The 13,252-nt window shown below is 48.5% G+C and carries 14 protein-coding genes; 1 reads left to right on the top strand and 13 read right to left on the bottom strand.

Features of this window, described 5'->3' with window-relative positions; translation table 11 throughout:
• From yyaC to QVO97_RS09140, 11 genes are all read right to left on the bottom strand, one after another.
• On the bottom strand, positions 1 to 472 hold a 472-nt coding region (gene yyaC / locus QVO97_RS09090), incomplete at its 3' end, for a spore protease YyaC (RefSeq protein WP_288189510.1).
• A 215-nt stretch (positions 473 to 687) separates the two neighbouring features.
• On the bottom strand, positions 688 to 1,782 hold the full coding sequence (locus QVO97_RS09095; RefSeq protein WP_022360017.1) for a hypothetical protein: 1,095 nt from the start codon (positions 1,780 to 1,782) through the stop codon (positions 688 to 690).
• Between the two features lie 45 nt (positions 1,783 to 1,827).
• The gene (locus QVO97_RS09100) at positions 1,828 to 2,094 is read right to left on the bottom strand and encodes a hypothetical protein (RefSeq protein WP_022360018.1); all 267 of its coding nucleotides are present in this window, start codon (positions 2,092 to 2,094) and stop codon (positions 1,828 to 1,830) included.
• 150 nt (positions 2,095 to 2,244) lie between these two features.
• The gene (locus QVO97_RS09105) at positions 2,245 to 3,048 is read right to left on the bottom strand and encodes a sugar phosphate isomerase/epimerase family protein (protein WP_022360019.1); all 804 of its coding nucleotides are present in this window, start codon (positions 3,046 to 3,048) and stop codon (positions 2,245 to 2,247) included.
• A 78-nt stretch (positions 3,049 to 3,126) separates the two neighbouring features.
• Entirely contained in the window at positions 3,127 to 4,275 is a 1,149-nt protein-coding gene (locus tag QVO97_RS09110) for an ABC transporter ATP-binding protein (protein ID WP_022360020.1), read from the bottom strand.
• Positions 4,276 to 4,317: 42 nt separating this feature from the next.
• Positions 4,318 to 5,142 (bottom strand): carbohydrate ABC transporter permease, encoded by an 825-nt coding sequence (locus QVO97_RS09115; protein WP_022360021.1) that lies wholly within the window; start codon positions 5,140 to 5,142, stop codon positions 4,318 to 4,320.
• Positions 5,132 to 6,022, bottom strand: a complete 891-nt coding sequence (locus QVO97_RS09120) for a carbohydrate ABC transporter permease (protein WP_022360022.1) — start codon at positions 6,020 to 6,022, stop codon at positions 5,132 to 5,134. Before QVO97_RS09120 ends, QVO97_RS09115 begins: the two co-directional genes overlap by 11 nt.
• 278 nt (positions 6,023 to 6,300) lie before the next feature.
• Positions 6,301 to 7,668, bottom strand: a complete 1,368-nt coding sequence (locus tag QVO97_RS09125) for an ABC transporter substrate-binding protein (protein ID WP_022360023.1) — start codon at positions 7,666 to 7,668, stop codon at positions 6,301 to 6,303.
• Positions 7,669 to 8,098: 430 nt separating this feature from the next.
• Positions 8,099 to 9,448 (bottom strand): glucose-6-phosphate isomerase, encoded by a 1,350-nt coding sequence (locus QVO97_RS09130; RefSeq protein ID WP_022360024.1) that lies wholly within the window; start codon positions 9,446 to 9,448, stop codon positions 8,099 to 8,101.
• Between the two features lie 126 nt (positions 9,449 to 9,574).
• The gene (locus QVO97_RS09135) at positions 9,575 to 10,660 is read right to left on the bottom strand and encodes a hypothetical protein (protein WP_022360025.1); all 1,086 of its coding nucleotides are present in this window, start codon (positions 10,658 to 10,660) and stop codon (positions 9,575 to 9,577) included.
• Positions 10,661 to 11,077: 417 nt separating this feature from the next.
• Positions 11,078 to 11,776: a 5'-methylthioadenosine/adenosylhomocysteine nucleosidase gene (locus QVO97_RS09140; RefSeq protein WP_022360026.1), complete on the bottom strand. Its 699-nt coding sequence runs from the start codon at positions 11,774 to 11,776 to the stop codon at positions 11,078 to 11,080.
• 187 nt (positions 11,777 to 11,963) lie between these two features.
• Between QVO97_RS09140 and QVO97_RS09145 the strand changes: the two genes are divergently transcribed.
• Positions 11,964 to 12,212, top strand: coding sequence for a TIGR03905 family TSCPD domain-containing protein (locus tag QVO97_RS09145; RefSeq protein WP_022360027.1), 249 nt, complete (start codon positions 11,964 to 11,966; stop codon positions 12,210 to 12,212).
• A 191-nt stretch (positions 12,213 to 12,403) separates the two neighbouring features.
• Here QVO97_RS09145 and QVO97_RS09150 read toward each other — a convergent pair whose 3' ends face one another.
• Positions 12,404 to 12,940, bottom strand: a complete 537-nt coding sequence (locus tag QVO97_RS09150; protein ID WP_022360028.1) for a hypothetical protein — start codon at positions 12,938 to 12,940, stop codon at positions 12,404 to 12,406.
• Between the two features lie 13 nt (positions 12,941 to 12,953).
• On the bottom strand, positions 12,954 to 13,252 hold a 299-nt coding region (locus QVO97_RS09155), incomplete at its 5' end, for a hypothetical protein (RefSeq protein WP_369678404.1).

Genomic DNA, 13,252 nt, shown 5'->3' on the forward strand with positions numbered 1-13,252 from the left:
CCGCCACGATCCCGGTGATAAAGAGATCTCCGACCGCGTGAAGCTCCTTGCAGACGCCAAGCCCCGGCTTTAAAGACCCGCGCCCTAACGTGACATAGCCGACGTGGCTTTCATCGCCAACCGAGGCATCGACCGCCACCACCAGCGCATCCGGGTACCCATTTTTTAAAACCTGCACGTAATGTTCCAGGTTCATCGCGTGCACGGGGCGATCAAGTGTTCCGAATACCAGCGTACCGCGCCGCCGTTCCTGTTTGAGTTTATATCCGATCAACGGTCCCAGACTGTCTCCGGTCGAACGATCCGTGCCGATGCAGAGGAAAACCAGTTTCTTTTTATGCCTTCGGGTCATTTCTTCCTGAATTAGCCCACTTAACTGCCCTGCCAGCTCTCCCACCGCGTCCCGGCGGGCTGAATTGTAGTAATATATCTCCGGACTGCCACCGAACCGGCTGCGTCCCCGTCTGTTCATCTCCCACACCGTCCTGTTTTCTCCCTGCCTGTTGGACAGGGGTTGTTTTACCTTTATTATAGGCGGGGTGGCAGGAAATTATGCGAAAATTGAAGGATATATACACGGACGAAAAAAGATGTGGCAGAAGGCAGCTTTACAGCGCCCGGTGTCACATCTTTTTTCTAGTTGTTCCTATATCTAATTATTTATTTTTATGAAATAAATTCCGCAGTTTACTTTCCGCCGCGTTCGCGGTACTCTGCGATGACCTCGCTTAAATTAACGGCTGTGCTGTTATCCAGAATATGTTTCAGCGCGTCCAACTTTTCTGGATTCAGAAATTCCTTGCCTAAGTAGCACTCGTAAGTATCTGTGATAAAGATTCTCTTTTCCTTGATTACCGTCTCAGTATAGTGCAGGCGGCTCTCGACCTCCTGATGGGCTTCTTTGAGTTGTTCAAGCTTTGCACGGCTGTTGCCGGTGATCTCGTCGGTCAGGATGGTTTTTGTCACATTTTCGAAGGTGTTTAATGCGTCCTTTTTCTTCTTCGCCGTCTCCTCCAGATCCTGCTCCATCTGGGAGATCTCATCGTCGTATTTTTCCAGATCATAGAGCGCTTCACTGCGATCCCGGCGGATCGAGGAGGTGATCACCGCGATCTTGCGGTTGTTCGCCGCGATCAGACTGCGGATCGAACGTCCTTCCTGCAGCGCCGCCAGATGGCGATCCTTCGTCCAGTTTCCAATCAGGATATACAGTCCGCCAAAAACAACCACATCCACGCCGTAGATCATCGCCAGGTATAAAGTCTTCTGTTCTGGAAGCAGCTTGTAGATGCTGCACGGGATCAACAGGAAACAGATCGCAAAGGTAATCAACACCGTCAAAAATTCTTTGAATCCCCTCGGGAAATACAACGCATAGTACAGTGGGCTTTTGCAGACAAATGGAACACGATCCGACTGGAACAGCGTCCGCATCCGCACGGCAAGCTCTCGGTTGTGCGCGTGAAGCTCCTGCGTTTCTTCCTTAATCCGCTCTTTGATGCCCTGGTTTTTCGCCTTTTCGCGGCGTGTCCGCGTGCGTTTCAGCTTATCCTGCAGCTTCCCAAGCTCATCGTCATAGCTTTTTTCAATCTCATCCCGGCGCTTTTTCACGGTCGAATTCACGGCATCTGCCACCGCTTTCCGCTCCGTCTCCAGCACGCGCAGACGCTTTTTCTCTTCCTGAGCAAGCGTCTCCTCCTGTTTTTCAAACTCCGCCAGCTCCACCACTGCCTGTCTGGCGTCTTCCAGAAATGTTTTCACATCCGTTATCGCCTGTGCCATCTCGCCCCTCCCGGTCTTTGTCTTTTTGTAACGGCTGCCTGCCCTTTATTCTTCCAGCACCTGTATCTCCAGATAATCGAAATCGATGCTCTCGATAAAGTTGTCCTGGGTAAAACGCGCCTTATCGTGGCGTTTGAACTCCTCGATCGTCTTATCCAGCCAGACCGGATGCCCCAGATCAAAGGCATAGCAAATCTGGTCGATCGCGTCAAACACCATCGCCGTTCTCGACATTGTATAATCACCGTTGCTGATCACAATATCCCTAATCATCCGGTTTTCCTTCATCATTTTTCCCCAAAGACGAAACATCCTGCCGTTCCTTTCCCGCTGTCAAATTTCATTTTTACCGTGTCCGGATGTTCTCTCCGGACATCTTTTCTCACAATCTTATGTCCAGTATATCAGCTTTTTTAGGAGTTGACAAGGCGGGGCTTTTCGGCAAAATTCACTGCCACTGTGTCATCGTGCAGCACTTCCCATTTTCAAAAGAAACTGCAGATCTTCCTCAATCCCCCGCACATTTCCAGAAACGTCCATCGCATACTCCATGACCCACTCGGCATCCGGCGTCGCCTGCTTTGCCAGTTTTAAGAAGCCGTCAAAATCAAGTGTTCCCTCATGAATCCTCTGATGGCTGTCGTGGACACCGTCGTTGTTGTGGAGATGGTACGCCACAATCTGGTCCGCCAGCGCGTTTACGACCCGCTTAAGCGACCAGCCGTTCGCCCAGGCGTGCCCGATGTCGATAAGCACCGCATACTGTTCCCGGCGGCACAGATCGATAAATTCCTGCTCATCGAAGAGACGGTTTCCGCGCTCCAGAACTCCGGCATTCTCCACGACCACCTGGGTCCCCGCCTCCTCACACAGCTGTTTCACGGTGTAATAATTTTCACAGGAAACGCGGACACGGTCTTCCTTCTCGCCCGGTATGATGCGGCAGTTGTTGTGATGATAAACGAGATATTTGCTTGAAAGCTCTTTCGCATACGAAAGCGTCTTTTCAATCAGCTCCATCGTGCGCGCATACTCTACAGCCCCCTCCGCTGCCGAATGCTCTGCCTGATAATATGGACCATGGAAGCTGACCGGGACTTCCTTTAAGATCGGCATGGCGTCCCGCAGGTTCTTCTCAAAGCATTCCTCATGAAACATCGGGAACACCTCGACTCCCACCTGTCCTGGAAAGCGTTTGAGGTACGGGAGGATCTGACCGAACTCGCTGCCTTTATACATATTAGTGCTGATAAGAATTTTTTTCATGATTGCATGTCTCCTCTTCAAAATATACGTTCAGAATCTTGTTTTGAAAACACTTTTTTCGCTCTATTATCTCTATTCTTACTGGGCGATCGCCTTTTCCAATTTCGGCACCGCCAGCTTTTCCTGTGCGCGGATCACCATCTCCGGGTAACCGAGCGATTTCTCCGTCCCGCGGTCAAACAGATGCAGCTTTTCCGTCTCCACATGGATGTATACCTTCTCACCCGGCTGCGGAATCTCGCCCTCGCGGATGGCAATCAGCTCGTTCTTGTCTCCCTCGACCTGAATATAAACACCGTACCGGTTTCCGTAATCCTCCACGTAACGGACCACGCCCTCGATCGACCGCTCCTGCGGGGTGCGGCTCATCATCACGTGTTCCGGGCGGACACCGGCGTACAGCAGTCCCGACGGGCACTGCGCGGCGATCCGCTGCCAGATACCCGGAAGTTCTACCTTCTGTTTCCCGATGACAAGCGCCCCGTTATGATATTCCGCCTCCACGATATTCATGGACGGCGAACCGATAAACTTCGCACAGAACACGCTTGCCGGACGATTGTACACGTGTGACGGGGTATCGAGCATTTCCATCTTGCCCCGGTACATGAGCGCGATCCGATCGCCAACCGTCATCGCCTCGATCTGGTCGTGCGTAACGTAGACTAACGTCGGGTGGTACATTTCATGGATTTTTACCAGTTCTTTTCTCGCACGCATCCTAAGCTGTGCATCCAGGTTTGACAGCGGCTCGTCCAGAAGGAAATAGTCGGCGCGCTTTACCACGGCTCTCGCCAATGCCACTCTCTGGCGCTGTCCGCCGGAAAGCTCCTTCGGCTTCCGATCCTCCAGCCCTTCCAGTTCCAGCATTTTGAGGACTTCTTTTAAGCGCGCATCGATCTCGTTCTCATCCATCTTGTGCGCTTTTAAACCATATATGATATTATTCTTGACGCTCATATGCGGAAACAGCGCATAGTTTTGAAACACCATCGAGACACCGCGCTCGCCGCACGGCACATCATTTACCACCTGGTCGCGCATCCACAGGTTTCCGGCGGTCACATTTTCCAGTCCCGCAATCATGCGAAGTGTCGTCGATTTTCCACAGCCGGACGGACCTAATAAAATCAGGCGTTCGCCCTCCTTTACCTCCATGCAGAGGTCTTCCACGACCACATTTTTGCCATACGCTTTTTTAACATTTTCAAATACAATATTTTTCATTGAATTAATCTATCCCTTTCTTATGTCCAGCGCAATCTCCCGTTATCCCTTCAATCCAGACGCCGCAAATGTATTGATGATATAGCGCTGGAAAATGATATACAGTACCAGCGGAATCAGCATCGTGAGCACCGACACCGCCATCGCGATCGTAAATTCCGTACCGCCCTCGGCGCTGATGTACATCTGCAATGCCAGCGACAGCGTATAATTTTCCTTGGATTTTAAGATCAGCACCGGCCACACATATTCATTCCACGAATTGATAAAGAAAATGATGCCGGTGGAAATGATGGACGGACGCACCAGCGGAATCACAATGTCGCGCATGATTTTCATGTGCCGGATATTTTCCATCCGTGCCGCCTCAATGAGTGCCAGCGGGATTCCACGCATTGCCTGGCGCAGCAGGAAAATTCCCAGCACATCCGCCAGCTGCGGCAGTGCGACGCCCCAGATGCGATCGCGCAGACCGATCTTAGAGATCAGAAGATAATTTGGAATCATCGTGACCGTAAACGGGATGAACAGCGTGCTTAACATAATAAAATACAAAAATCCTTTTCCCTTAAACCGGAAATAGACGAACGCATACGCCGCCAGAAGTCCCGTGATTGTCTTAAAAATCGTGACCGTCGATGCAATCAGAAACGTATTCAGCGTGATTTTCACAAACGGCAGTTTGTCAAATACATGCCGGTAATTTTCCAGCGTCGGATGCAGCGGAATCACCTGAAAAACTGTGTTGAACGCCTCCTGCATCGTCTTGAAAGAGTTGGAAATTGCAAATACGATCGGCATCAGAAGGAGGAAAACGACCACCACCAGAAACAGATGCCAGCCGATCTGTCTGTCTTTAGTTTTCATAGTAAACCCCCTTTTCTACAAACCGGAATTCCAGCACCAAAAGAATGATAAAGAGTGCCATCGTCATGACCGATACCGCCGAGGAAGTTCCTGTTTTATAGAGTGTAAACGCCTCATGGTACGACATATAAATCAGGTTCGAGCTGGCATAGTTCGGTCCTCCCTGTGTGACGACCTTGATCGGCGTGAACACATACTGGAGTCCCTGCACGATCGTCGTAATAAACACATAGATTCCAGTTGCAGAACTCATCGGCACGACGATATCCTTAAAAATCTTCCACATCGGCACATTTTCCAGACGCGCCGCCTCGATGACCTCCATTGAGACACCGGAGACTCCCGCCAGGATGTTGATGAAATTGTAGCCAAACGTCTTCCAGGTCGTGATAATGCAGAGTACCGCGATGACCCAGCCCTCCGTTTTCGACCAAAACGGCAGTTTCAGCCCAAACCAGCCTGCCACAATCGCGACCGGACCCGAAATCGGATTCAGAATCCATGTATACAGAATCGAGCCGACGACCAGCGAAATCACACTCGGCAGGAAAAAGACCGCCTTGTAAAAACTCTGTCCCTTTTTGATGACACACGAAAGAATGAATGATAAAATGTACGGCATCACAAAGTTAAACACCAGAAGAATCACGATGTACCAGAATGTATTGCCAAAGATTTTCCATGTATTCGGATCCTTCAAAACGGAAATATAATTCCCCAGTCCCACAAACTTCTTGACCGGCTTTACCATGTTCCATTCAAAAAAACTCAAATACAGCGTGTAAAAAAGCGGATAAAACATAAATACCGCAAACATGACGAGCGACGGCAGCAAAAAAACATATCCAAGCGCTGCCTGTTTTTTGTCCTCCCGATTCAAACTATTTCCTCCATTCTAATGTACGCTCGGAATCTTTCGGCGCCTGCCCAGCCACAACAGCAGGTGTTGGAAAGACTCTGAGCCTGCATTTTATGAAGGGGCTGCCGCCAAACAGCTCTTTCGCGCTCCGGCCGCTTCCTGCGTCTTATCTGCACACAGTCCATTCTGCCAAAACACGTTCTGCTATTCCGCAACAACCCCATTCTCATTTCTGTCCTAAATTTTGTAATGATTTTCCTGCCACCCGAAAGCTGTTCCAAGCGTCAGGCTGCCTGTCCCTACTGTGCATCCAGCAGCTGGTTGATCGCATCCTGTGTGCTCGTCATACCATCTTTCGCAGATACCTGACCGCCCAGAATCTGGTCTCTCATATCCAGAAGAAGCTGCTCTGCCTCAAGGCCTGCATCGCCCGGGAATGCGGTCCATGATACAACGCCGTCCATCTGCTCAATCGCTGCATTCATCATTGTGTTCTCAGCCAGAAAATCTTTCAATCCATTTTCTGCCTCTGCCACATCTTTTCTCGGCGGTACATAACCGGTTCCCTCGATCCATGCTGCCATTGATTCTACGCTGTAAAGATACTTCTCAAACTCCCATGCCGCCTGAATCTGCTCGTTGCTCTGCGCGGTGATGGCTAAGAAACAGCCTCCTGCCGGAACCTTGCGCTCCTTGTCGTTCCACAGCGGGGATTTCACGGTTGCTACGTCAAACTGTGCCCCCTTCTGTACGGAAGCGCGTCTCGCAATGGTGGTGTAAAGCATCGCACAGTTTCCGTCGATAAAGCTCTGGCAGCCCTCTTCCCATGAAACATGAAGGGCAGAACCATCTTTTACCATATCCTGCATCATCTGCATTGCCGCAATGCCGTCCTCGGTTGCAAAGCTTGCTTTTTTCTTGCCGGATGCATCCGCAGTCAACATATCCGCTCCCGCGCTCTCAACCAATGCCTGCTGCGCCCAGAAATCTGCCGGTTCCTGCATATAGAAACCATATTTTCCTGTCTTCTCTTTGACTGTCCCGGCAAATTCCTGTACTTCCTGCCAGGTCTCCGGTCCATCTTCGGAAAGGCCCGCTTCTTTTAAGAGATCTTTATTAATGTAGAGAACCGGGCTGCTTAAGGAGTACGGGACTCCGACCTGCTCGCCGTTGCTGTTGACCGCCAGGTCTAAGACATTTGGAAGGAAATTATCGGTTAAGAAATTTGCATCCTCGCTGTCGAATTTATCAATCGCATCCTGCGGCGCCACATAGTCAAAGTTATTGGAGAAATAATCCAGAAATGCCCAGCCAATCTGAACAAGCGCCGGTGTATTTCCGGTCGCCGCTTCCGCCTGCAGGTTCTGCATCAGACCTTTGTACATATCCGGGTTGTATTTCGCTACTACCTCGATGTGGTCATTTTCCTCATTAAATTTCTTTACCAGATCGTCTACGACCAGACCTCCCTGGGTTTCTGCGTTACAGTGCCAGTATTCAATCACCGTTTTATCGCCGGATGCCGTCTTCTCTGCCCCGCTCTCTCCGGACGCGCTCTGTGTGTCGCTGCTTCCTGTCGCCGAGCTGGATGCCTGGCTGCATCCTGCCATCAATGTCATCGTGCCTGCCATCGCAAGCGCCATCAGACGTCTCATACTTACCTTCATTCGTTCTCCTCCTGCTGCGGTGTCCCATCTCCCAGTCTGTCTTACCTTGGAACCAGCCATCTATTTCAAAATCGTGATCGGGAGTCCTTTGCCGCGCTTCTCTTCTGTCAAATCACTTGTGCTGTGTCCAGATTCTATCTTAAAGATGGTTTGTAAAATGCAGGAGGTGATTTATGTAAAAATTATCTATAATTTTTGAAAATTGTTTTTTCGAGGTTCTGCGGCATAAAAGAATGTGCCTTTTTGTGTAATAGGGAATTCCAAGGAATTTCCTATTACACACAAAAAAACGCCTCTATCAGTTTTTGCTGATAAAAGCGTTTTTTATTCTATGTTCCGTTTTCTATTTTTAGATCCGGGCTGCAGTTTCCTTCATGGAACATGCCAGAGTGAACGCCGCAGAACGCATATTCTTTTACAGACCCGCCCCTTACAGTCTCTTAAGCAGCGCCTCTCTCGCTTCCTCATAGCCCGGTTTGCCAAGCAATGCAAACATATTTTTCTTATAGCTCTCTACGCCCGGCTGGTTGAACGGATTGACGCCCAGAAGGTATCCACTGACGCCGCAGGCAAATTCGAAGAAATAGAAGAGCTGTCCTAAGCTGTACGCATCCATCGCCGGGATCGTCACTTTCAGGTTCGGCACACTGCCGTCGGTATGTGCCAGAATCGTGCCGTTCATCGCACTCTTGTTGACGAAATCCACGCTCTTGCCAGCCAGATAGTTCATACCGTCCGTGTCAACATCTTCTTTCTTCAAAATGATCTCCGCCGGAGATTCGGCCACTTCCAGAACTGTCTCAAACATGATTCTCGCGCCGTCCTGGATGAACTGACCCATCGAATGAAGATCGGTTGTTAAATCAACCGCTGCCGGGAAAATACCTTTCTGATCCTTGCCCTCGCTCTCGCCGTAGAGCTGTTTCCACCACTCCGATACATAGTGCAGGCTCGGCTCATAGTTTGCCACAATCTCAACCTGTTTGCCCTTCCGGAGCAGAATGTTGCGGACCGCCGCATATAACAGAGCAGAATTCTTCTCAAACGGAGTCTCCAGTGCATTCTTTCTCGCGTCTGCCGCGCCCTGCATCAACGCATCTATATCCGCGCCGCTGACCGCGATCGGAAGCAGACCGACTGCCGTCAGGACGGAGAAACGACCGCCAACATCATCCGGAACCACGAAGGACTCGTAGCCCTCTTCATTTGCCAGATTCTTGAGTGCGCCCCGCGCCCGGTCTGTCGTCGCGTAGATTCGCTTGTTTGCCTCTTCTTTACCATATTTCTCAATTAGCATCTCCTTAAATACACGGAATGCGATCGCCGGCTCCGTTGTCGTACCGGACTTGGAAATAATATTGATAGAGAAATCTTTTCCATCGACCAAATCCATCAGATCATGGATGTATTTGCTGCTGATGCTGTTGCCAACGAAGTAAATCTCCGGTGTTTTTCTTTTTTCTTTCGGAAGATTATTGTAAAAACTATGGGACAGGAACTCGATCGCCGCTCTTGCGCCCAGATACGAACCGCCGATACCGATTACCAGCAGGACATCGGAATCCTTCTGAATCTTCTCCGCCGCTTTTTTGATGCGTCCGAACTCTTCCTTATCATAGTCCACCGGAAGGTCGATCCATCCAAGGAAATCATTGCCCGCACCGGTCTTATCTACCAGCGTCTCTCTTGCCGCCTGCACGCCCGCCTTGATACCGGCGATCTCTTCCTCATGAATAAATGCAGCTGCTTTTGAATAATCAAAGATCACATCTTTTCCCATATGTTTCCTCTCCTTTGCATTTCAGCCGTCCGCAGGCGGCGTGATTACTTTGTCAAAAACTTAACTTATCTTTATTATAGCAATCTGGACACCCGTATGCAACCAGTTTTCAGTTGGAATCATCATTTACAACCCCGATAAATACTCCCTCATAATATCCCCCAGAACCTGCGCCTCCTCGCGGCTCAAACCTTTCATCCAGTCACCCGCATTTGCCTCGCCATTTCGTGTTTTCCGCGTATCCCGGCTTGCTGCAATCTGGTCGAGGCTCTGCTTCAAATACTCCATTTCCTTGTCGCCGGGACGCTCTTTCGCTTCCTGCCTGGGACCCGTATTGTTTTCCGTTTCATTTCCTGATACCATCCGGCGATCCGTAAGATGCCCATCTGTCTCATGCTTGTCCCGTTCCTCCGGTTCGCGCGGTGCAGTGCGAACTGCCCGCATCAGATTCTGTGCCCGTGCATCCCGCTCACGGAACGGATTCACTCTCATCGCTGTCCGCGATTTTCCTTTTTCAAACTCTGTTTCTCCCAGATCCCGGTTATCCGTTTCAGCACCATCCCGACCACTCACGCCGCGATCTGCCCGCAGAGTACTCTGCAGCCATTTCGGCATTTCCCGCACATTCGAGTCCACACCAGCAATTCCGCCGGATACTCCAGAAGCTCCGGACATTTCCTGTCCGCGCGTCTCCTTCTCACGTGCCGCCCGAAGGAACACCGAATTATCCACATACTCCAAAAGCGCCGTTTCCAGCCGCTGCTGTTTCTGGTCAATCTGGAAACAGCTCTCGATAAATGCCAGAAACAGACCACTCATGACAGCTGCCGACGCATACAGCACAATATAACTCGCATCCAGCTCATACCAGTATGCCAGAAATGCCTCCGCTGCTCCGGTCAGAAGCCCTAAAAGCACCATTTCCATTGACACGCCGTTCCACGCATCCAGCGAAATATGTAAAAATGAAAATCCGTCAATCTGCTTGTCCAGATATGCCTGCGTGTTCACGATGTTCTGTCCCAGGCGGCAGGTATTTTCCAACCGCTGCTTCAGATTTTGAAGATTCTTGTTCCGGGTCATCGCCATGTTGTCAGTTTCTTTTAATAATCTTTTGTAGAGGCTCCGTGTAATCAACTTGCTGACAAATCCGATCATTCCGATTGCCGCAAGAACGGACAGCGCTTTTCCAGTTTGTAAAAATTCCAGCATAAAAAAGCTCCCCTTTCTCTACTTCCGGATCACTTCCGGGTGGCTTGCCACAGGTCAGGTTTAGGCGCTTCGCAGTTTGTCTCTTGCAATTTGCTTTTCACATTCTGCTTTTTGCATTCTGCTTTTCACATTCTGCTTTTTGCGCCCTGTCAAATCCCGCCTGCATCGTGGCTTTATTATATCCGCCGAAAGAGTCTTTGTGAAGATGAGAAAGGGGAAAATCGTTCGTCAAATTCTGCCTTAATTCGATTTTTAATGGGTGTTTAAGCATGCAATATCATTAAGTTATACCATATGTTTCCACATATAGCAAACACGCGTTCTGTGTTTTACAAAAAATTTGGCACACCTAACTCATCACGAAAGTAACGAGAATGCGGTGTGCCGTTTTTCAAATTTTCGTGCTTATGAATTTAATTATGCCTCATAACGAGATGCCATCTCTAATAAGAGGTTTACCGAATGCTTGATCGCCTGCGCTTCAAATGCCGCATAGTCCATACCCGCACTGTCATCTGCCTTATCCGAAATGGCACGGATGATCAGAAACGGGATTCCGTTTAAATATGCCGCCTGTGCGATCGCTGCGCCCTCCATCTCGGTACAGCTTGCGCTAAACTGCTCGATCAACCACTCCTTTTTTGCCTTATCCGAGATAAACTGATCGCCGCTTACCACGCGTCCCGGAAATGCCTGAATCTCCGGATTTACCTTCTGGTTGCACTCAATCGCCAGCTCGCGCAGCTTCTCATCCGCCTCAAATGCAAAGGTATCTACACGCGGAATCTGTCCGATCCGGTATCCAAATCCGCTCGCATCCATATCATGCTGCACCGCATCCGTCGATACAACGATATCGCCAATGTTAATCTCCGCGCGCAGGGAACCGGCGATACCTGTGTTCACAATCGCACTGATATGGAACCGATCCGCCAGAATCTGACTGCACATACCTGCATTTACCTTGCCGATACCAGAGCGAACCACAACCGCGTCCTTTCCGCCCAGTTTACCCTGATAAAAATCCATACCGGCTACACTTGTCACGGTGACATCCGTCATTTTCTCCTTGATCTGAGCCACCTCTTCATCCATCGCTCCGATGATTCCTAACATCTGTTTGTCCTCCTGTTTTTTCTATCATTCATCCTTCTATCCTTTTTAACGCGACCGTATCTTCTCAAAAGTATACTGGATTTTTGTTATCTTGACAACACCTTTACTGGCAGACTATAATCATTTTACTGCGGTGGATTCCCGCCACAGCAGATTAAAACACATACCATTTTGAGGAGGTTTTACCATGACATACAAGACAAAGGGAGTCTGTTCCCGTGAGATCAATTTTGAAGTAGAAGATAATAAAGTAAAGAATGTTCAGTTCGTCGGTGGCTGCTCCGGCAACACACAGGGCGTTGCCCGCCTGATCGATGGCATGGATATTGACGAGGCAATCTCCCGCATCGAAGGCATCCAGTGCGGCTTCCGCCCAACTTCCTGCCCGGATCAGCTGGCACAGGCGTTGAAGGAGTATAAGGCGAACGTGAAATAAGTATCTTTTGGTCGATTCTTTCACGCCCGCTGGCATAGTGAAAAACCATTTTAAAACCCCCACCTGAAAACATCTGGAATTTTGAATCAGAAATTCCTGGATGATTGCAGGTGGGGGTATTTATGTGATCGCTTTTTTCATACTATTTCGTGTTGCAAATATAAATTTAGTAACACTGTCCCCATTTAGAATTAGTCGCCGTATTCGGTGATTTTGATTCCCTCTGTTTTTGTCATAAAGGACTGTCCCTTTCCATTGACCTCTACATAATGAACGCCAACTACTCGATAATAATATCCTGTTTTCTGGTTTTTCACTGTAAAATCATTCGACATTCCTGATAAATCTTCCGTTGGAAAATCCTCTTTGCTAGCATCATATATATATCTAGAAACTTCTACCCATTTACCATCCTCTTCTCTTTGCAGAACTGCAATATTTTTTATTTTATCACACTCTACATGAGCTACTGTCTGAATAAGGATTCCAATATCTCCTTTTCCTAAATTACTAATTCTTGTTAATGCCGTATCAATAATACTTCCCCTTGGTTCTATCCCCCTCGCAATTCCCTCCGAAACATTTTCATTTAATAAACAAGCATTGCTATAGTCCGCCTCTTCAACCGAAACTCCATTAATATACTGTGTGTCTGCTGCATAAACTTGCATCATACTTGCAGCTATAATCATTCCTGCACATATCAGTGTATATAATTTTTTTCTCATATAAAATTTCCCCCTAATAATTTTCTAAAAATAAATTTTCAACAATCTTTTTAAACTCTTTTTTAGGAATTATCCCTGAAATTTGATAGTATGTATCCCCTTTTACAATATTAGCACTATATTCAAATTTCCCATCTGAAAGCTCTGATTTTTCAAAATAAATATTTTCTTTTAACAAATCATTATAAATATACTCTTCTTTTTTTCTATCAGATATAACATTCGTAGAATTACCAGTACCACCTACTTCTTCTAATATCTTTACACGATATTTCCCATAAGAAAAATACATTATAACCCACGTTTCCCCTA

The sequence above is a fragment of the Clostridium sp. CAG:43 genome (assembly GCF_000434655.1).
GTDB classification, from domain to species: Bacteria; Bacillota; Clostridia; order Lachnospirales; family Lachnospiraceae; genus Otoolea; species Otoolea fessa.